The following is a 20,175-nucleotide window of genomic DNA, read 5'->3' on the forward strand; positions in this document are numbered from 1 at the left end:
ATAAGCCTGTTACTGCTGCTGAGCAATTTGGCCTCATTAGTCTTGATATTGCTAGGTGTAGGGCTGACCATAGCCAATCAACAACGCCGATTCCAGGCAAACAGTTATCGTGATAGACGAGTCTTGTCGTTTCACTCGCTTGGGTTAAGAGCGATGGCCAAACAGGTGATGTTTACAACAGCACAGTGGCGCAACACCTTGTGCCACTGTAAACACTTGCTTAATACGACGAGTTACAACATTGAATGCGGGGACTAAATTCGTGGGGATCCCTCAGGCTTTGACCCCACTTGGCTTGATGCTGACCAACAAAATAGTGCTTTTTATGCTAATTTAGCGCCAGGTGAATACAAACTCTGGCTCAAGGCATCTAATAACCATGGGGTGTTCAGTGAACCGCAACATGTTGTCAGCCTGCTAGTTATGCCTCATTGGTGGCAAAAGCGCTGGGTGCAGTTGTTGGCCAGCATAATGCTGTTTGTGTTGTTGTATGTTGGACATGTTTATCGGCTTAAACATATTCGGCAGGTTAACCGCTTACTTCAGGTGGCAATAAATGACAAAGCGAAGAGCCAGCTGCTACTGGAAACTGCAGTAAATGAACGAACCGTTGAGTTGCAAGCAAGTTCTATGGCGCTGTCATTACGCAGCAGTCAACTGGAGCAGAGCCTTGAACAGCTGGCGCTGAAAAATAAAGAGTTGACCCGGCTGGATAAACTGAAAGACCAATTTATTGCTACGGTCAGCCATGAGTTACGAACGCCGTTAACGGCTATTCGCGGTGCGGTAGGCTTATTAGCGCAAGGTGTGCTGGCCAAAAAACCTGAAGTTCAACAAAAAATGCTTGATACCGCATTGAAAAATGCAGAACGCTTATCGCAGCTGATTAACGATTTACTCGACTTACAGAAGTTTGCTGCTGGTAAATTTACGTTATCGTGCACGGAGCTCGATTTGCAGCAGCTCGCGCAGGATGCTCTGCAGGAGATGGCCAGTTATGCGGCAAAATTTAATGTACAACTGCATTATCAAACCCAAGATGGCCATTTTATGGTTAATGCCGATGCCATGCGAATAAGGCAGGTACTCGATAACCTAATTTCAAACGCTGTGAAATTTTCGCACCCTGCGGGCGAAGTCAATTTAACATTGACCATTGATAATGATTGGGTGACCTTAGCTGTAATTGATCAGGGTAGTGGCATAGCGGCGGCTTTTCAGCCCCATATTTTCGGTAACTTTAGCCAGGCAGATGCGTCTGATAGCCGCAGCAAAGATGGCTCTGGTCTGGGGCTGGCTATCTGCAAAAATATTATTGATAGCCATCAGGGAAAAATCGGTTTTAGCAGTATTGAAGGGCAGGGTAGCCGCTTTTGGTTTAGTTTAGCACGTAGCAATACATAGCCAGAAAATGCAGTATGTTGCCGCTTAATACAGATAAATGCCAGATAACATAAATAAAGAAAAAAATGAAAAATCTTTCCAAAGTGCAACTTAAACAACAGGCAGCGGTAATGGCGGCGGTAACAGTGCTGGAGCAGCAGGCGCTGACAGAATTGCCGGGTACGCTGCAGTGCTGGTTTAGCCTGGAGTATGAAGCTTTTCCAGGCTCGTTGCTGGTGCGGCTGCAGTTTGCTGATGAGGCGATGCTTGAGGCTGCGCAGCCGCAGCTGTTAACCTGGCAAAAGCGGCTTAGCGGTTTAATGCTGAAAAAGGGTTTCGTGCTCAAAGATATGCGCAAACATCTGGTGTTTACCCTTAATACTCCTGACGAATAGCCAGCCCTGATGAATAGCCAGCCCTGAACAATAGCCCGCTCTGACAATTAAGCACTGATACGGATAATTACAAAGATGAAATATTATGTAGGCGCTTATGCTGCATCACCCAACCACAGTGACTGGAAGCCTGAGCTTGAAACGGCGTTTTATAACGAATTAAAAGCCCTGCCCAATATCAAAGGCCTGGAGCATCCGTTTTTAGGCAGCTTGCATCAACATGACGATAGCTGGTTTTTAGCCAATATCGATGCCTCGTGGGATTATGTGTTTACCTGCATTCCCGGCATTATGAATGCGCTGGGCCAGAACCCGCTATTTGGCATCGCCTCAGATGACGAAGCCGGCCGCGCGGCCGCACTGGATTTTATGCAAAAGGCTTGTGCAGCCATTAGCAAACTGAACGCTTATCTGGGCCGGCAGGCGGTTACCGCCATTCAAATTCAAACCGCACCGGCGCGGCATAACGCGGCTGCTTCAAAAGAAGCGCTAGCGACATCGCTTAACACCATGCTGAGCTGGGACTGGCAGGGTGCAAAGATTGTCATCGAACACTGCGATGCCTATGTTGCCAGCCATACACCGTCAAAAGGCTTTTTGGCATTAAGTGATGAGCTGGAAGTATTGCAAGAGTTAAACGCAGATTTACCTAAAGCACAGCAACTGGGTATGGTCATTAACTGGGGCCGTTCGGTGTTTGAAACCCGCACTGTTGGCGGGGCAGTGGAGCATATTCAGGCGGCACAGCAGGCCGGGCTGTTAAGCGGGGTGATGTTCTCCGGTGTGTCAGACCAGGCCAGTGAATACGGCGCCTGGCGCGATAGCCACCAGCCACCGTGTAGCAGCGAAACCGTAAAGCACGGCGAGCCGGGCAGCTGGATGACCGAGCAGGCGATGCATGATTGCCTGGCAGCCTGTGATAACCCGGCAGCGTTAAAAGTACTGGGCGCTAAAATTGGCATCCGGCCGCTTAATGCGATTATTGAGCAGCGCATCGGCACAATTCGCGATACGCTGGCGATATTGGATCGTTATTTCAAAAATGCTTAGAAATGCTGGTGCAGAGGTCAAACAGGTTTACCCACGCCGACACGCCGTAAACCCATCCATGGGGACTCGTTTCCGCCCGTCCAGGGCTTCAACGGTCGGCTTAGGGTAAGCCTGTTCGACCTTTTCTAGGTTCGGTTTTACTTCTTACTCGCTTGGCGTACGGTACTTCTCAAACCAGGCCAGCATATATTCTACTTTCTCAATCATCCGGCTTGGGGTATTGGAAATACCGTGTGGCGAGCCCGGGATCCGCACCAGTGCGGTATCTACCCGGAGGATTTGCAACGCCTGATAAAATTGCTCTGACTCTGAAATCGGTGTGCGGCGGTCCTGCTCGCCGGTGATCAGAATAGTCGGGGTTTGCACATTACCTACCAGGCTCAGTGGCGAGCGCTGCCAGTAATGGTCAACATGCTCCCAGGGTACCCCCGGAAACTGATGAAAGGTCTGGTACAGATAGCTGTCGCCGGTAAGTACCTTACTTAACCAGTTAATTACCGGTTTTACCACGGCCGCTGCTTTATAACGGTTGGTTAAACCAATGGCATAAGCCGCAGCAATGCCACCGGCCGAACCGCCGCCGATAAACAGGTTGTTCTCGTCAATAAAGCCCAGCTCCAGCATCGCATTGACGCCGCTGTCATGGTCGGCATAATCTTCCGGCGAGCTGTATTTATTTTGCAGTAACAAGGCGAAACGTTCACCGTACGACGAACTACCACGGTGATTATCGTAAAACACCACATAACCTTCTTTGGCATAGCGCTGCATTTCGGCGCTCCACTGTGCGCCATAAGCCAGGTGCGGACCACCATGAATTTCCAGCAGTAACGGGTATTTTTTTGATGGGTCGAAATCGGGTGGCGTCATATACCAGCCCTGAATTTCCTCGCCATCAAAAGAAGATTTGTAATTTATTTCATGTACTTGCGCCAGTTTTTTATGGCCCAGTAAATCTTCATTAAGTGCGGTTAATACTGTACTTTTGCCTTTTTGCAATACGGCTACGTCACTGGGGCGCTGGCTGGTGCCATGGGTGTAAGCAATAATGCCGTTATCTGATACTGAGTAGCTACCGCTCAAATATGGCTGCGGTTGTGACACCCCACCTAAGCTGGCTGTTAACTCAGTCAGTTTGCCTTTGCTGGTTAAGGTAGCCAGTTTGCGCTGACCACGATCATCATATTGCACCACAAAGCTTTGGTTGCTCAGCCAGTCTGCCGCCGCAATGCTGCGATCAAAGTCGGCCGCGATATCGCTGATATTATTGTTGTTAAGCGCCAGCACCTTGAGCTTGCTGTTGCTATAAGGCACCAGCGCATTGCTTTGCCATAAAAACGCCAGTTGTTTGCCATCGGGCGAAAATACCGGTGACGATTCATCACCGGCCATAGTGGTCAGCGCGGTTAGCTGATTAGTGGCTAAATCAAGCCGGTACAGGTTGCTGTCACGCGGCTGAAACTCCCATTCCGGGTCTAAGTTGGCTGAAAACAGCAGGGCTTTGCTATCCGGGCTGAAGGTGAGATCGCTGCCATAGTGAAAATCACCCGATGTCAGCTGCCGGGCACTGCCACCTGTAACGGGCAGCACAAAAATCTGCCGGAATTGCGGTTTCAGAAAACCCTGGCCATCAGCCTGGTAACGGGCCCGGTCCAATACTACTGCTGGTTCTGACCATTTGGCGCCGGCAGGCTTCTTCACCTTTTTTACCCGCTGTTTCACCTCAGCTTCGCTGGCGGCGACATTCATGGTAAAGGCCAGCAGCTTACCATCGGGCGACCAGCTCAGGTTAGCCGGGCTTTGTGGCAAACGTGATAACTGGGCTGTTTTATTTTCAGCCAGATAGTGCAGGTGAATTTGCCGGCTACCGCTGCTGTTAGCAATAAACGCCAGTTGCTTTCCATCAGCCGACCAGCGCGGCTGGCTGTAGTTAAAGTTGTCGGCAAACAACGGTAACTGCTGGCCGCTTTTCACATCCAGCAGCCACAAGCTGTTGCGGGTGCTGTCGGTCATAATATCGTTGCTGTTACGCACATAAACAATTTTGCTGCCATCGGGCGATATCTGAACATCGCTGGCATATTCCAGGGCAAAAATATCTTCAGCCTCAAAGTACTGGCTGCTGGTAACGCTGGCGCTAACCAGATTAGCACAAAACAGGGTACTACCTAACAGCAGGCTGGCTAATAGTTTAATTGCTGACGAAGTGTGTTTCACGGACATGTTCTCACTGTAAAAACCTTAACGGCTAAACTACCTGTTTAATCGTTAAGGTTCAAACTTGCCGAGACCAACCGGTGGTTTTAAGCGCTGACGCTATCAAACAGTTGTAAAAAGGTGGGTGCCTGGCGAATATGCAATGGCAGTTGCAGCCGGCGGGCAATGTCCTGCGCACTGATTACGCCTCGGATCTGGTGCGACTCGCGATCAACCACCACACAATGTTGCTCGCCGCTTGATTGCAGCGTATTAAGCACATCAGCAATGGTACAGTGCTGTAATTGCTGCCATGCCAGCGCTTTAATCTGCTCACGTGGCCGCATTAAATCAGCCACCTTAATCTCATGGCGGTCATCGCCCTGAGCTACCCGGCGCATAATGGCCTGATCAGATAGCTGGTCCAGATGAATCAGACCACTGAGTTCGCCTTGTTCATCAACAACCAGTTTCAGTTTACTGCGTTCAATTTGCATCAGTGCCAGTACATCGCTGGCAGGGGTAGCTTCGCTAATCATCTCGGGCTGGCTTTGTTTAAAGTCGGCTACCAGTTGCAGTGCTGGTGAGGTTAAACGTGCGTGATCAAAATCGTCTGGCTGAATTAAGTGATCAATAGCTTCTACTGAAAATAAAGATAATGTTTTCATGGTATTCCTCGCTGCCAGCATGCAGAGGCCGTGCTGGCTAATAAATAGTTTTGCTAAGGCAATAATGCCGGAAACGTTTTACGCTGGGGAATAGAGTGGTGGGGCACGCACCGGGTGGGCGGCTCTGTCTTGGATCAGTGATACGGAATCAGGCAAACTGCTAATAGTAAGACTAAGCAAAAATGGTGGGTTATCGCTGGCAAGCAGCAGGCTGTTGTCATTATCATCACTGTTATCTTGTTCAGTGAACAGGCTGTTCTGGCCGGTTAATGGGTTTACTGCTTGCAACTGGCTGTCAGCTAGCGGCGTTAAATGCGGCGCATGAGTATCTGCTACCTGCGGGGACGCAAGCAAACTCAGGTAAAGTATTAACAAAACTGCACTAAACCAACGCATCATCGGGCTACTTCTAAATCCGTTATCAACAGAGACTAATTAGCGCCAACCGCTGATGTTTAGCAGCCGGTTAACGTTAAATAATAATGAGCATAGCCATTACTATTCGCAAGAGTGGACGCAAAATATAATTGCAGATTGCGACCAACATCACTGTTAGTAAGCCAGAATCGATTTTATCAGAGCGTTTCAGCCTGGCTGATTAGCTGCAGCCAGGCGGCGGGCCCGCAAAAAACCAACCAGATTACTGGCTAAAAATGCCAGTTCCATCAGCACTGCTACCGGTGAGCCCACCAGGATGTTGTGAATAATCCAGATGCTGGCGCCAAGCGCCATACATAACCGGACCCGGCCCAGCCGGCTCTGGAAACTGGCATAGGTACCCAGCATGGCAGCAGCATAAGGCAGTATATTAAGCGGGCTGCTGTAGGTGCTAAGCAAAATAACGCTGGCTGCTAACATAAAAAACAGCATCCAGTGCTGACGGGGTTGCAGTGCGGCCACCAGAAAGCGAATGGCGGTTAAACCAACAAATAAAGCGGCTTCATTCTGGCCCAGCAATGCAAAATGGCTGGCATTTAGCACTGCCGAGATAAACCAGAATTTCAGCATAGCGCTGCGCTGCTGTTGCCAGAATGCAAAGATGCCACTACCAAACGCGATGGCAGCAAGCAATTGTGATCCCAAAAAAAACAGGCTAAATTCTGGCAAAATATTCCCGGTAGCTGGCCAAATAACGGTTAGTATCATACGCAATTGCCCAGCCGTTTGCCTGTTGGCAACGGCATAACTTATAACCGTAACACTGTTTATTATTGATCGATATTGCGTAATTAAAACCGCGGACAGGTGGCTGTCCTGACGTTTTCTGATAGGCTTGCGTTAATAGCACCCATTAAGGAATAAACATGAAAGCAGTAGGCTATCAACATTCACTGGCAATCAGCAACCCGGACGCGTTGCAGGATATTGAATTGCCGCAGCCGGAGGCCGCGGGCCGCGATTTGCTGGTGAAAGTAGCTGCAATATCAGTTAACCCGGTCGATACTAAAATTCGCAGCCGGGTGAAGCCGGCAGAGGGCGAATATAAAGTGCTTGGCTGGGACGCCGCCGGGGAAGTGGTTGCCTGTGGTGATGAGGTAACCATGTTTAAACCCGGTGATCAGGTTTATTATGCCGGTGCGCTTAATCGCAGCGGCTCGAATGCAGAATATCAGCTGGTAGATGAGCGGCTGGTGGCGTTGATGCCGGCTAATTTAAGCTATGAACAGGCTGCTGCCATGCCGCTAACGGCGATCACTGCCTGGGAATTATTATTTGACCGGCTGGAGTTAAACCAATCCAGTTTAAAATACCCGCGGCCAATTTTGTTAATTACCGGCGCTGCCGGCGGGGTTGGCTCGGTGCTGGTGCAACTGGCCCGTAAACTGACCAGTGTTTGTATAGTAGCTACGGCGTCACGGCCACAAAGCCAGGCCTGGGTAAAAGAGCTGGGGGCACATTATGTGGTTGATCATAGCAAGCCACTGCAACCACAACTGGCAGAGCTGGGGATTGAATCTGTTAGCCATGTTGCCAGCTTAACCCATACCGATCAGCATTATCCCGAACTGGTTACCCTGCTGGCGCCGCAGGGTAAGCTGGCGCTGATCGATGACCCGGTTGGTGGTATCGACATTATGCCGTTAAAACAGAAGAGTATTTCGTTGCATTGGGAGTTTATGTTTACCCGTTCGCTGTTCAGCACTGCAGATATGCATTTACAGCATCAGTTGCTAACTGACTTAAGCCGCTTGATAGAGCAGGGACAAATTAAAACCACCTTGCAACAAAGCCTGGGAGTTATTAATGCGGCTAATTTGCGCCAGGCTCACGCCTTGCTGGAAAGTGGTAAAGCCATCGGCAAAGTGGTACTTGCCGGTTTTTAACCGGCAAATCATCAATCTAAAAATTATCTGGGCTGGCAGCTAGCTGGCTGCAGCATCAGGCAATTTGCTGGTTGTCTTGCTCAAAGCTGTAGCTGGCTTTAAACAATACCTGCTCCAGTGCCAGTTGCAACGCAGTGTTAATTGGGTAATGTTTATTCCCCAACTGGTAATCCAGCTCATTTACCTGCTCTTTGCTCTGCATCATCAGTGGTGGCGGTGAGCTTTGCAGCATAATCAGGCTTTGCTGATATTTAGCCGGATTATCACTCTTAATGGTTTTGCAGGTAGATAACGACGTCTGGCCGGTTTTATCGCGATAACCGCTGGCACCAAACATCCGGCAAATACTGGGGCGCTGCTGATAAACACTACATTGGCCTTGTTTACCATCAAACGACAACTTCTGATAGAAAAAGCAGCCCTGAGGCTCAGTTAACTGATCGAGTTGGTCGAGTGTTTGTTCAGCCTTGCCCTGATCAAACAAGTGCAATGCCAGCGGCAACATTTCCAGCACGGTTGCCTCAATAGTCGGGGCCAGACAACACTCACCGCAGCCGCTGCGGCATTGTAAGCCCTGGCGTTGCTGATAATTGCTGAAGGTTTCCGCTATTTCGCCATACACAGCCTCAACACGACGCGATAATTCACGCAGCCGTTGCATACAGACTCCGAACGAAATACATAAAAGGTTTGCTTAATAAAGAAACGACGGATTGTCGCGCCGACATTCTACGCTGAGCCGGATCAGCTCAGCAAGAGGGTGCTGTAAATATATACTCAGCCAATCTCAACTGGCAAGCATTGGCTCAGTGTACAGGTGGATCCGGTTCTGGCCTTTTTCCCTGGCACTGGCCGCGGCGGCTGCCGCCTGTAATAAAAAGCTATCACTGTCCTGCCTGCTGTTATCAATAACCCGGATGCCAATGTTAATGCTGATAGTAAATTGCTGTTGCTGCCAGCTAAAGTTAAAGGCCTTAACCTGATCGACCAGCCGATAAGCAACAACTAACGCTTCATTGGCATTTTTACCCGGTGACAGCAGGGCAAACTGATCTTTTTCCAGCCGGGCCAACATGTCGGCAGGTGCTAAATTGCGGGCCAGTTGCTGGCCCAGCTGTTTTAATAAGCTGTCGCCGGCGTTGTGTCCCAGACGGTTATTAATATCATTAAACTGGGCCACGTCGATAAACAGCAGGCTGCTGCTATTTTTAGAGCGCTGATATAACGAACGGGTAAGTTGTTGCAACAGGTAATGGCGGTTATATAAACCGGTAATAGCATCATGGTTAGCCTGATAGCTCAGCTGCTCGTAAGCCAGCTTCTGCTTGCTGATATCAATTACCGAACCATGAATAAATGCGGGCTCAGTAGCGGAGGCAGGCACCAACCGGGCTGATAATAAGGCCCAAAACGGGCTGCGATCGGCTCGCAAGCCGCGGATTTCAGCCTGTTGCTGGCCAAATTGATGCAGCTGCGTAATAAAATCCTGACGGTCACTCGGGTTGGCATAAAACCGGGCCATGCCATTGCCACCGACGTCCTGGCGTAAGTCGCTAAGCCGCTGATAGCCCAGAATTTGCAGCAGTGCCAGGTTGGCGTCAAGTAGCTGACCTTCGGCATTGCCGACAAATAAGCCCTCTGCGGCCTGGTGAAACAGGGTTTTATATTTCGACAGTTCTTTTAGTGAGGCGTGGTCAGTGGTTTGTTCGGCATGAATATAGTCCATACTGAAGTGAATAACTGTCATACAGAGTAAAATCAGCAGCAAGGTCAGATAGTGCCATTCCAGCAACTGTTTAAAGTAGCCCAGTTGCGCCATGGTCAGAATAGCTGCACTCATTAACAGAAAAAAGCAGGCGAGGGCCAGGGAGCGGGCACTTTTCTGGCGGGCAATCGCGTAATGCAGGGTCAACAGGATATTGCTGCTAATCACCACTATGATGCTGCCCATTAATAACCAAAAGCGCCATTCGCCGCCAATTAGTAAGGGGCTGAACAGCAAGCAAAGCGTTAGCAGGTTATTAAAAATGTGCACCTTGTGCCAGAAGAATGATAACGGTTGCTCCAGCCTGGCGCGGATAAACAGGTTAAGACAGAGCAGCGCCAAACCGGCAAAAATGTAAAGTACGGCCAGGTTTATTGCCGGGTTATCAGGCCATAATAACGGGAAGGCTAAACCATTCAGGATTGCCAGTACCATAGCAAAGCAGACGAAAAATAAGCCCTGATATAATCGCTGGCGCTGGCGCAGCTGATTAAACATGATGAAACTGTGCAGCGCCAGCATCAGTAAAATAGCGGTAAGTACCCCATCAAATATCGCATTGCCTTGCTGGACCTTGATAAAAGCGCCCGGTTGCCACAGCGTAATGTCACTGGGGATAATAGCGGCGTCCATCACCCGCAGGTATAAATCGAATTCTTGCTCCGGACCAATGTTAAGCTCAGTAACATAGCCCCGGTACGGTAGCGCCCGTTCGTTAAATGGATAATCGTTACCGGTCCTGTTCAGTAGTTCAATATCTTTACTGGCCCGGTCCACCTGATAGATCTCGAGTTTGTCTACCATCGGAAAGTTGTATTCCAGTAACCAGCTGCTCGCCAGTTTGCTGGTACTGCGCAGCCGGGCCTTAAACCAGACCGGATTATTATCACTGAGCAGGATCCGTTTATCCGTCCGGACTGGCTGAAAACTATGGGTGTAAGCGGGATCGGCCAGAATATCATCAAGGGTAGTGTCGCTGGTTGTACTGAGATAGTACAAATACTGAATGCCGGTTTTAGCGGTTGCATCCGGACTAAGCCGGTTGCTTTCGGTTGGTAAAGCCAGTAGCGGGCAGCTACTGAACCATAACAGCAAAGCATATAACCAGAGTTTTACTGGTACCACTGAGGCGCTCCGTCTACTGACAAATTGTGAAGAATCAGGCAAAACTGTAGCATAGGGTGGCCGTTTCTGGCACTGGTTTAACAACAGCTTAGCTTAATTCATTACGTTTTAGCTATACAAAAATAACATTAGCCGTTACTGGCCAGATAATCACCAATTTCGGCAATAAACTCACTGCCATAGCGGCTCAGTTTGGTATTACCCACCCCGGATACCGCCAGCATGCTGCCATTATCAGTTGGCAGACGCTGACACATATCAATTAAGGTTGCGTCGCTGAACACCACAAAAGGTGGCACATCGTCGCGCTCGGCCAACTGTTTACGCAAGGTACGCAACCGACCAAATAAGGCCCGATCGTATTTCTGATTACCCAGTTTCGCCGGGACTTTCTGGTTGCTTTGCAAGCGCGGTACCGCCAGCTGCAGGCTGGTTTCGCCGCGCAGCAGTGGCCGCGCCGCCGGCAATAGCTGCAATACCGAGTTACGGGTAATGTCTTGCTGTAAATAACCGAAATGCACCAGCTGGCGCAGGACGCTGAGCCAGTAATCATGGCTGTGATCTTTGCCAAGGCCCCAGGTGCTGAGTTTATCATGCGCTTGTTCGCGGATTTTCTGGTTCAGGCTGCCGCGCAAAACTTCAATCACATGAGCCATGCCGTAACTTTGTTCAACCCGGTACACGCATGACAAAGCCTTACGTGCCAGTTCGGTGGCATCAAACTGCTGCGGCGGGTTTAAGCAAATATCACAGTTGCCACAGGGTTGCTGGCGGGCTTCACCAAAGTAATTAAGCAACACCAGGCGACGGCAGGTCTGTGCTTCGGCAAAGGCGGCCATCGCCTGAAAGCGCTGCCAGGCCACTTCGGCCCGGGCCGGATTTTCTTCGGCTTCCAGCCAGCGTTTCATCCGGGTAATATCGGCAGGATCAAACAGCATCAACGCTTCAGCGGGTACGCCATCCCGGCCGGCGCGGCCGGTTTCCTGGTAATATGCCTCTATGGTGCGCGGTAATTCAAAATGAATAACAAAGCGGATATTTGATTTATTGACCCCCATGCCAAAAGCCACTGTGGCGACGATGATCTGAATATCGTCCCGCTTAAAATCATCCTGTACCCGGCCGCGCTGCTCGCTGTCGTGGCCGGCATGGTATGCCGCGACTTTAAAACCACGTTCAGCCAGCTGGCTGCTCAGCTCATCCACTTTACGTCTGGAGCTGCAATAAATAATACCAGCGCTGCCTTCCTGTTGCTTTAAATACCCGACTACCTGCTCCAGCGGCCGGAATTTTTCCTGCACCGTATAACGGATATTGGGCCTGTCGAAGCTGCCGGTATAAATGCAGGGGTTTTGCAGGGTTAATTGCTGCACAATGTCCTGGCGGGTGGCGATGTCGGCCGTGGCAGTCAGTGCCATTACCGGTACGCTGGGGAAACGCTGCTTTAACAGCGCCAGCGCCATATAGTCGGGCCGGAAATCATGGCCCCATTGTGAAATACAGTGCGCTTCGTCGATGGCAAACAGGCTGACACCAACGTCAGTTAGCCGGTCGAGAAAAGCCGGCTGCAATAAGCGCTCAGGTGCGACATACAATAATTTAAGCTCACCGCGGCGCAGCCGGGCAAACACCTCCAGTACTGCCTCGCGGCTTAAGCTGCTGTTAACAAACTCGGCAGCGATGCCGTTAGCCTGCAAGGCATCAACCTGATCTTTCATCAGGGACATCAGTGGCGACACTACTATAGTTACCTGTGGTAAATGCAGCGCTGGTAACTGATAACATAACGATTTACCGCCGCCGGTTGGCAGCAATACAAAGCTATCGCGGCCGTTTAATGCGGCATCAATAATCTCGGCCTGACCGTCACGAAAGGCACTGTAACCAAAAGCTTGTTTAAGCGTAGCTAATAACTGTTCTGACACGCGCCGGCATTACCTTTAAAAAAACAGCGGTTATTGTATGCGTTACGCCCGCTGATTTACAGCTTTGCCGCTGCCGGATTTTTTCGCTCGCACCAGCATTGGTCAGACCAATTTAATGTCACCAGCAAACCCAGCTTAGTTTTCGAGTTTATACTCTAAATAAAGTTTGCTTTTGCCTTTGCTGTGGATCTCTGCTTTATTTACTTGTTATTGTAAAAATGCTACCGTAGCGCCACTTTTCAATATTGGTAAGACCAATTTACCTTGCCGGTTTGGATAGCAAAATAACAGTGGCATTGATAAGGACTTTATTGACTCATTATGGCTGATTTAAAAATAAAGCCGGCAAAGCTGTCTGATCAGATAGTGACGCAACTGGAGCACCTGCTACTGGAAGGCAGTTTTGCGCCTGGCCAGAAGTTACCGTCAGAGCGCGAACTGGCAGAGCGCTTTGCAGTATCCCGGCCGTCATTACGCGAAGCCATTCAAAAGCTGGAAGCTAAAGGTTTAGTCAGCCGCCGCCAGGGCGGAGGTACCTACGTTTGCGATAATCTGGTGAAGGATTTAACTGATCCGTTATTTAGTCTGATGGCCCAGTATCCTGATTCCCAGTTTGATTTTCTGGAATTCCGCCACGCGCTGGAAGGCATTTGTGCTTATTATGCCGCATTGCGTGGTACCGAAAGCGACCACAAAAAAATCAAAAATTTATACGAAGAAATTTGCCTGAATCAGCAGTTTCAGGATGCGGAAGCAGAGGCGAAAGCGGTCAGTCAGTTTTATCTGGCGGTAGCCGAAGCATCACATAATGTGGTGTTACTGCATTTGGTCAGAAGTTTAACGCCATTAACTGAGCAGAATATCCGCTTAAATCTGGCGGCACTGCAGCAGCGGGATGGTATCGCTGATAAGTTGAATGATCACCGGCGCCGGCTGATGCAGGCGGTAATCAGTCGTCAGCCCGAACTGGCCAGGCAGGCCAGCAACGGCCATTTAGCCTTTATTGAAGAAGCTCTGCTGGAACTGGACAAAGAACGCTCGCGGATTGAGCGTTCGTTGCGTCGTTCGCAGCAAGGCTAATAACTTAAAAAATTTAAACGCTGCGGCGTGAACAACCATAGGAAACCTCGATATGTCTGAAGTCAGTAAGAATGACATCGACGCTCTGGAAACAAAAGAGTGGCTGGAAGCACTGGAATCAGTAGTGCGCACCGAAGGTGTCGAGCGGGCGCAGTTCCTGCTTGAACAGGTATTAGAGCAGGCCCGCTTAGAAGGCGTGGCCATGCCAACCGGTGTTACTACCAACTACATTAATACTATTCCGCCGCAGCAAGAGCCGGCTTATCCGGGTGACGTTAACCTGGAACGGCGTATCCGCTCGGTAATTCGCTGGAACGCTATTATGATAGTGCTGCGCGGCTCGAAAAAAGAGCTGGAACTGGGCGGCCACATGGCGTCGTTCCAATCATCAGCGGCGTTTTATGAAACCTGTTTTAACCACTTCTTCCGCGCCCCGAATGAAAAAGACGGCGGCGATTTAGTCTATTATCAGGGCCATATTTCACCGGGTATTTATGCCCGCGCCTTTGTTGAAGGCCGTTTAACTGCCGCCCAGCTGGATGGCTTTCGTCAGGAAGTGGATGGCAATGGCTTATCCAGCTACCCGCACCCGAAATTAATGCCTGAATTCTGGCAATTCCCCACCGTATCAATGGGTTTAGGCCCGATAGCGGCGATTTATCAGGCGCGTTTCTTAAAGTATCTGAATGGTCGCGGTTTAAAAGATACCACTGAGCAGCGGGTGTATGCCTTTTTAGGTGACGGTGAGATGGACGAGCCGGAATCACGCGGTGCCATCAGCTTCGCTGCCCGCGAAAAACTGAACAATCTGTGCTTTTTAGTTAACTGTAACCTGCAGCGGCTTGATGGCCCGGTAATGGGTAACGGTAAAATTATTCAGGAGCTGGAAGGGCTGTTCCGCGGCGCCGGCTGGAACGTAATCAAGGTAGTATGGGGCCGCGGCTGGGATAAGCTGCTGGCGAAGGACACCACCGGTAAGCTGCTGCAACTGATGAACGAGACGGTTGACGGCGATTACCAGACATATAAAGCCAATGATGGCGCTTTCGTGCGCAAGCATTTCTTTGGCCGTTATCCGGAAACCGCAGCATTAGTTGCCGATATGACCGACGAAGAAATTTTCGCTTTAAAACGCGGCGGCCACGAGCCATCCAAGCTGTTTGCGGCCTTTAAAGCGGCGCAAAACTGCACCGATAAGCCAACGGTTATCCTGGCTAAAACCGTGAAAGGTTACGGTATGGGCGATGCGGCCGAGGGTAAGAACATTGCCCACCAGGTGAAGAAAATGGACATGACCCATGTGCTGCAACTGCGCAAGCGCCTGGGCCTGGAAGATTATATCAGTGAAGATGCGGTAGCCGACTTACCCTACATTGAACTGCCGAAAGGCTCGCCAGAGCTGCAGTATCTGCATGACCGGCGTAAAGCGCTGCACGGTTACACCCCGGTGCGGCTGCCTAACTTTAGCAAGCCATTAACCCTGCCAGAGCTGGAAGCGTTTGACTCGTTATTAACCGAGCAAAAGCGTGAAATCTCCACCACCATGGGTTACACCCGTATTCTGAATATTTTGCTGAAAGACGAGCATATCGGTAAGCAAATTGTGCCGATTATAGCCGATGAAGCCCGTACCTTCGGTATGGAAGGCTTGTTCCGGCAGATTGGTATTTATAACCCGGGTGGCCAGACTTATACCCCGGAAGACCGCTCGGTGGTCAGCTACTACAAAGAAGACACCGGCGGCCAGGTATTGCAGGAAGGTATTAACGAGCTGGGCGCCATGTCATCTTGGGTGGCGGCGGCAACGTCGTACAGCACCAACGATTTACCAATGATCCCGTTCTACATTTATTACTCGATGTTTGGTTTCCAGCGGGTCGGCGATATGGCCTGGATGGCTGGCGACCAACAAGCGCGGGGCTTCCTGTTAGGCGCTACCGCTGGCCGCACGACGCTAAACGGCGAAGGTTTGCAGCACGAAGATGGCCACAGCCATGTGTTAGCCAGCACAGTGCCTAACTGTATTTCATACGACCCGACTTACGTCTATGAGTTGGCGGTAATTATGCAGGACGGTATCCGCCGCATGTATGGCCCGGATCAGGAAAACATTTATTACTACATTACGGTAATGAATGAAAACTACCACCACCCGGCCATGCCAAAAGGCGCCGAGGAAGGCATTCGCCGCGGTATTTATAAGCTGGAATCGTACAACGGTGATCGCGGCAAGGTACAGCTGTTAGGCTCGGGCACTATCTTTAATGAAGTGCGTAAAGCCGCCGAAATTTTAAGTAAGGATTACGGCGTCGCCTCTGATGTGTACTCGGTAACCTCCTTTAACGAGCTGGCGCGCGATGGCCAGGACGTGGAGCGTTACAATATGCTGAACCCGGATGCGAAAGAAAAAACTGCTTTTGTCGCCAGCGTGATGGGCAAGGCACCAGCCATTGCCGCCACCGATTATATGAAAAACTACGCCGATCAAATTCGGGCCTTTATTCCTGCAGTATCATACAAGGTGCTGGGTACCGACGGTTACGGCCGCTCTGATAGCCGCGAGAACCTGCGTCGTCATTTTGAAGTAAACGCCGGTTATATTGTAGTGGCAGCGTTAACCGAACTGGTTAAACAGGGCGAGCTGAAAAAAGCGGTGGTAAGCGAGGCCATTAAGAAATTTGGCATAGATGCAACCAAAACCAACCCGCTGTACGCGTAAGGGGATAACTTATGACGATTGAAATTAAGGTACCGGACATTGGTGCAGATGAGGTTGAAGTAACCGAAATTCTGGTAAAGGTTGGCGATAAAGTCGAGCCGGAACAGTCTTTAATTAATGTGGAAGGCGATAAAGCCGCCATGGAAATACCGGCCAGCGCAGGCGGCGTGGTCAAAGAGATTAAAGTGAAAACCGGTGAAATGGTTAAAACCGGCAGCCTGATTATGGTATTTGAAGGCGCAGAGAGCGGCGAAAGCAAAGACGATGCTGAAAAGTCTGAAGATAAAAAGTCAGACGATAACAAGTCAGAAGACAAAAAGTCAGCTGATAAAAAGTCCGGCGGCAGTGCCAGCAAAGATGTTGAAGTGCCAGACATTGGCGGTGATCCGGTTGAAGTAACCGAAATTCTGGTAAAAGTAGGCGACAGCGTTACTGCCGACCAGTCGCTGCTCAGCGTGGAAGGTGACAAAGCCAGTATGGAAGTGCCGGCACCGTTTGATGGCAAGGTGAAAGAAATTAAAGTCAGTGTTGGCGATAAAGTGTCGACCGGCAGCCTGATTATGGTGTTTGAAGCTGCTGCGGGTAACGATGAAGCAGAAACTGCCGAAGCGCCAAAAGCGGAAACTAAAGCAGAAGCTAAAACCGACGCGGCGCCAGAAGCTGAAAGCAAAGAAGACGATAAGTCCTCTGCCAGCTCAGACACTGCTGCTAAAGGCGATGGCTTTGTTGAAAACAGCGCCTATGCCCACGCCTCACCGGTTATTCGCCGCTTAGCCCGCGAATTTGGTATTAACCTGGCCAAGGTTAAAGGCACGGGCCGTAAAGGCCGGGTAGTGAAAGAAGATGTGCAAAACTATGTTAAGCAACTGGTAAAACAGGCTGACAGCGGCGGCTCATCTTCAGGCAGTGGCGCAGGCTCAGGCAATAGCATGGGCTTTGATTTAATTGCCTGGCCGAAAGTCGATTTTGCCAAATTCGGTGAAGTGGAAAGCAAGCCGTTATCGCGCATTCAAAAGCTGTCGGGTAATAACCTGCACCGTAACTGGGTGCGTATTCCGCATGTTACCCAGTTCGACGAAGCCGACATTACCGGCCTGGAAGACTTCCGCAAAGAGCAGAATGCCTTAGCCGAGAAGAAGAAAATGGGTGTTAAATACACGCCGCTGGTGTTTATTATGAAAGCGGTCGCCAAGGCGCTGGAAGAATTCCCCACTTTCTGCAGTTCATTATCAGAAGATGGCCAGAGCCTGATTATGAAAAAGTATATTCACCTTGGTATAGCAGTAGATACGCCAAATGGTTTAGTAGTGCCGGTAGTAAAAGACGTTAACAAAAAAGGCATTATTGAGTTATCACGCGAGCTGATGGAAATATCCTCCAAGGCGCGCGAAGGTAAACTCAGCTCTGCTGATATGCAGGGCGGCTGCTTTACGATTTCAAGCTTAGGCGGCATTGGCGGCACGGCGTTTACGCCGATTGTTAATGCACCGGAAGTGGCCATTCTGGGGGTGTCTAAATCAGAAATTAAACCCAAATGGAACGGTAAAGAGTTCGAGCCTAAGTTAATGGTGCCGTTATCGGTATCGTACGACCATAGGGTAATTGACGGTGCCCTGGCGGCACGCTTTACTGCCACTTTAGCCAGCTATCTGGCCGATATCCGGCAAATTATTATGTAAAACCGGCTTACGCCAGCAAAAACTGGCGTAATTTTGCAGTAGTAACGCAATCTTGGGTTACAGAGTGGCGGCGCAGATGGTAAAATTCCGCCAATTTTTCGCCTGATGGCCGTGCCCTACAATGTGCTGCCGGGGCTGTGACCCGATAATGACCCGATAAAGAAAGGTATAACAATGAGCAACGATATTAAAACTCAGTTAGTCGTCGTGGGCGCAGGCCCTGGTGGTTATTCAGCGGCATTCCGTGCAGCCGACTTAGGCTTAGAGGTTACGCTGGTTGAAGCGCGCAGCACCTTAGGTGGCGTTTGCTTAAACGTTGGTTGTATTCCGTCAAAAGCCTTATTACACGTTGCTAAAGTAATTGACGATGCCCGCGATATGGCCTCACACGGCGTGACTTTTGGCGAGCCCAAAATTGATTTAGATAAAATCCGAGACTGGAAAGACAAAGTAGTAGGCCAGTTAACCAACGGCCTGGGCGGCATGGCGAAAATGCGCAAAGTGAAGGTAGTTAACGGTTTCGGTAAATTTACCGGCGCTAACACCTTACAGGTTGGCGATACTAAAATTACCTTTGAACACGCCATTATTGCCGCGGGTTCAGAGCCGGTATCGCTGCCGTTTATTCCAAAAGACGACGACCGGGTAATTGATTCAACCGGCGCGCTGGAATTAAAAGATATTCCGGGCGAAATGCTGGTATTAGGTGGCGGTATTATAGGTCTGGAAATGGGCACCGTATACCGCGCGCTGGGTTCTAAAGTATCAGTAGTAGAGTTTGCTGATCAGTTAGTGCCCGCTGCTGACGCTGATATCGTTAAAGCCTACACCAAGTACAACAGCAAAAATTTCAACATTATGTTATCGACCAAGGTAACCAATGTGGAAGCGAAGAAAGACGGCTTATACGTCACCTTTGAAGGCAAAAACGCGCCAGAAAAAGCGGTACGTTACGACAAAATTCTGGTCGCAGTTGGCCGTAAGCCAAATGGCAACCTGTTAGACGCCACTAAAGCCGGTGTTAACGTTGACGAGCGCGGCTTTATCAATGTTGATAAGCAACTGCGTACTAACGTGAAACACATTCACGCTATTGGCGATGTGATCGGCCAGCCGATGTTAGCGCACAAAGCGGTACATGAAGGCCACGTAGCGGCTGAAGTTATCTCTGGTATGAAGCACTACTTCGATCCGCGCTGCATTCCATCAGTAGCTTACACCGACCCGGAAATGGCCTGGACTGGCGTAACCGAGAAAGAAGCGAAGGAGCAGGGCTTAAAGTACGAGACCGCAACTTTCCCGTGGGCCGCCTCAGGCCGGGCTATTGCTTCAGCTCGCACTGAAGGCTTCACCAAGCTGATATTCGACAAAGAAACTCACCGGATTATTGGTGGTGCTATTGTTGGTATTAACGCCGGTGAAATGCTGGGCGAAATCTGCTTAGCAGTAGAAATGGGTGCCGACGCTGAAGATATCGCCTTAACCATCCACGCTCACCCAACCCTGAACGAGTCTATTGGCTTAGCCGCCGAAATCTACGAAGGCTCAATCACCGATCTGCCAAACCCTAAAGCCAAGAAAAAGTAATTTCTCTGAGTTTTAGATAAAACAAAGGCCGCAACTGCGTAATGCCGGTCAGTTAAGCTGACCGGCATTTTTCTTTCTGACAGGATACTTCAATTTGCTTGATTTTACGCAGCGGGGATAACATCGCTCTCGTCTTCCGGGCAGCAGGAAGTATGAAGCCATTGCCGTAATATCCATTACCACTCGTGGAATACGGCCCGGTGACACATAAGGTAATGTGGCGAGCTGGAACACGATGTGACTGGCAGCCTCCTTGAAGCTTAGCTGGCTTGGCGAGAT

The 20,175-nt window shown here is 50.0% G+C and carries 15 protein-coding genes and 2 pseudogenes; 9 read left to right on the plus strand and 8 right to left on the minus strand.

Going from position 1 to position 20,175, the window contains the following annotated elements:
* The 4 genes and pseudogenes from H141_RS21820 to H141_RS0118340 all read left to right on the plus strand — a co-directional run.
* Window positions 1–258 (plus strand): annotated as a pseudogene (locus H141_RS21820) (hypothetical protein); the annotation flags it as partial.
* 165 nt (window positions 259–423) lie between these two features.
* Window positions 424–1,404: a sensor histidine kinase gene (locus tag H141_RS20615; RefSeq protein ID WP_157611023.1), complete on the plus strand. Its 981-nt coding sequence runs from the start codon at window positions 424–426 to the stop codon at window positions 1,402–1,404.
* Between the two features lie 65 nt (window positions 1,405–1,469).
* Window positions 1,470–1,778 carry a hypothetical protein gene (locus H141_RS0118335; RefSeq protein WP_019677743.1) on the plus strand — a complete coding sequence of 103 codons (309 nt, stop codon included), beginning with the start codon at window positions 1,470–1,472 and terminating at the stop codon, window positions 1,776–1,778.
* 75 nt (window positions 1,779–1,853) lie between these two features.
* A complete protein-coding gene (locus H141_RS0118340; RefSeq protein WP_019677744.1) occupies window positions 1,854–2,828 on the plus strand; it encodes a DUF4862 family protein in 975 nt (324 codons plus the stop codon).
* Window positions 2,829–2,972: 144 nt separating this feature from the next.
* On the opposite strand, the gene H141_RS0118345 is transcribed toward H141_RS0118340, so the two are convergent.
* The 4 genes from H141_RS0118345 to H141_RS0118360 all read right to left on the minus strand — a co-directional run bounded on the left by H141_RS0118345 (window position 2,973) and on the right by H141_RS0118360 (window position 6,799).
* Window positions 2,973–5,051, minus strand: a complete 2,079-nt coding sequence (locus tag H141_RS0118345) for a S9 family peptidase (protein ID WP_019677745.1) — start codon at window positions 5,049–5,051, stop codon at window positions 2,973–2,975.
* 80 nt (window positions 5,052–5,131) lie between these two features.
* Window positions 5,132–5,692 carry a CBS domain-containing protein gene (locus H141_RS0118350; RefSeq protein ID WP_019677746.1) on the minus strand — a complete coding sequence of 187 codons (561 nt, stop codon included), beginning with the start codon at window positions 5,690–5,692 and terminating at the stop codon, window positions 5,132–5,134.
* A 78-nt stretch (window positions 5,693–5,770) separates the two neighbouring features.
* Window positions 5,771–6,091 carry a hypothetical protein gene (locus H141_RS20620; RefSeq protein WP_019677747.1) on the minus strand — a complete coding sequence of 107 codons (321 nt, stop codon included), beginning with the start codon at window positions 6,089–6,091 and terminating at the stop codon, window positions 5,771–5,773.
* A gap of 186 nt (window positions 6,092–6,277) precedes the next feature.
* Complete coding sequence (locus tag H141_RS0118360; protein ID WP_169337188.1) at window positions 6,278–6,799, minus strand: YgjV family protein; 522 nt, start codon at window positions 6,797–6,799, stop codon at window positions 6,278–6,280.
* Window positions 6,800–6,996: 197 nt separating this feature from the next.
* Here H141_RS0118360 and H141_RS0118365 point away from each other — a divergent pair, with 197 nt between their 5' ends.
* Entirely contained in the window at window positions 6,997–8,016 is a 1,020-nt protein-coding gene (locus tag H141_RS0118365; RefSeq protein WP_019677749.1) for a zinc-binding alcohol dehydrogenase family protein, read from the plus strand.
* Between the two features lie 55 nt (window positions 8,017–8,071).
* On the opposite strand, the gene H141_RS0118370 is transcribed toward H141_RS0118365, so the two are convergent.
* The 3 genes from H141_RS0118370 to recQ form a co-directional block, all read right to left on the minus strand.
* Window positions 8,072–8,677, minus strand: a complete 606-nt coding sequence (locus tag H141_RS0118370) for a YkgJ family cysteine cluster protein (RefSeq protein ID WP_019677750.1) — start codon at window positions 8,675–8,677, stop codon at window positions 8,072–8,074.
* 126 nt (window positions 8,678–8,803) lie between these two features.
* Complete coding sequence (locus tag H141_RS20625) at window positions 8,804–10,906, minus strand: diguanylate cyclase domain-containing protein (protein ID WP_019677751.1); 2,103 nt, start codon at window positions 10,904–10,906, stop codon at window positions 8,804–8,806.
* A gap of 128 nt (window positions 10,907–11,034) precedes the next feature.
* Window positions 11,035–12,831, minus strand: a complete 1,797-nt coding sequence (gene recQ, locus H141_RS0118380) for a DNA helicase RecQ (protein WP_019677752.1) — start codon at window positions 12,829–12,831, stop codon at window positions 11,035–11,037.
* A gap of 321 nt (window positions 12,832–13,152) precedes the next feature.
* Here recQ and pdhR point away from each other — a divergent pair, with 321 nt between their 5' ends.
* From pdhR to lpdA, 4 genes are all read left to right on the plus strand, one after another.
* Window positions 13,153–13,911 (plus strand): pyruvate dehydrogenase complex transcriptional repressor PdhR, encoded by a 759-nt coding sequence (gene pdhR, locus H141_RS0118390; RefSeq protein WP_019677754.1) that lies wholly within the window; start codon window positions 13,153–13,155, stop codon window positions 13,909–13,911.
* A gap of 52 nt (window positions 13,912–13,963) precedes the next feature.
* Entirely contained in the window at window positions 13,964–16,630 is a 2,667-nt protein-coding gene (aceE, locus tag H141_RS0118395; protein ID WP_019677755.1) for a pyruvate dehydrogenase (acetyl-transferring), homodimeric type, read from the plus strand.
* Window positions 16,631–16,641: 11 nt separating this feature from the next.
* A complete protein-coding gene (gene aceF, locus H141_RS0118400; RefSeq protein ID WP_019677756.1) occupies window positions 16,642–18,309 on the plus strand; it encodes a pyruvate dehydrogenase complex dihydrolipoyllysine-residue acetyltransferase in 1,668 nt (555 codons plus the stop codon).
* Window positions 18,310–18,483: 174 nt separating this feature from the next.
* Window positions 18,484–19,896, plus strand: coding sequence for a dihydrolipoyl dehydrogenase (lpdA, locus tag H141_RS0118405; RefSeq protein ID WP_019677757.1), 1,413 nt, complete (start codon window positions 18,484–18,486; stop codon window positions 19,894–19,896).
* Window positions 19,897–19,944: 48 nt separating this feature from the next.
* Here lpdA and H141_RS21295 read toward each other — a convergent pair.
* Window positions 19,945–20,175, minus strand: a pseudogene (locus H141_RS21295) (IS4 family transposase); the annotation flags it as partial.

Origin of the sequence: Arsukibacterium perlucidum DSM 18276, from assembly GCF_000382165.1 — a bacterium.
GTDB lineage: Bacteria > Pseudomonadota > Gammaproteobacteria > Enterobacterales > Alteromonadaceae > Alishewanella > Alishewanella perlucidum.

Coding starts and splice junctions, on each gene's coding strand:
- lpdA (WP_019677757.1), top strand. CDS start 18,484: ATGAGCAACGATATTAAAACTCAGTTAGTCGTCGTGGGCGCAGGCCCT.
- H141_RS0118365 (WP_019677749.1), top strand. CDS start 6,997: ATGAAAGCAGTAGGCTATCAACATTCACTGGCAATCAGCAACCCGGAC.
- aceF (WP_019677756.1), top strand. CDS start 16,642: ATGACGATTGAAATTAAGGTACCGGACATTGGTGCAGATGAGGTTGAA.
- H141_RS20620 (WP_019677747.1), bottom strand. CDS start 6,091: ATGATGCGTTGGTTTAGTGCAGTTTTGTTAATACTTTACCTGAGTTTG.
- H141_RS0118350 (WP_019677746.1), bottom strand. CDS start 5,692: ATGAAAACATTATCTTTATTTTCAGTAGAAGCTATTGATCACTTAATT.
- H141_RS0118345 (WP_019677745.1), bottom strand. CDS start 5,051: ATGTCCGTGAAACACACTTCGTCAGCAATTAAACTATTAGCCAGCCTG.
- H141_RS0118340 (WP_019677744.1), top strand. CDS start 1,854: ATGAAATATTATGTAGGCGCTTATGCTGCATCACCCAACCACAGTGAC.
- H141_RS20615 (WP_157611023.1), top strand. CDS start 424: ATGCCTCATTGGTGGCAAAAGCGCTGGGTGCAGTTGTTGGCCAGCATA.
- pdhR (WP_019677754.1), top strand. CDS start 13,153: ATGGCTGATTTAAAAATAAAGCCGGCAAAGCTGTCTGATCAGATAGTG.
- H141_RS0118335 (WP_019677743.1), top strand. CDS start 1,470: ATGAAAAATCTTTCCAAAGTGCAACTTAAACAACAGGCAGCGGTAATG.
- aceE (WP_019677755.1), top strand. CDS start 13,964: ATGTCTGAAGTCAGTAAGAATGACATCGACGCTCTGGAAACAAAAGAG.
- H141_RS0118370 (WP_019677750.1), bottom strand. CDS start 8,677: ATGCAACGGCTGCGTGAATTATCGCGTCGTGTTGAGGCTGTGTATGGC.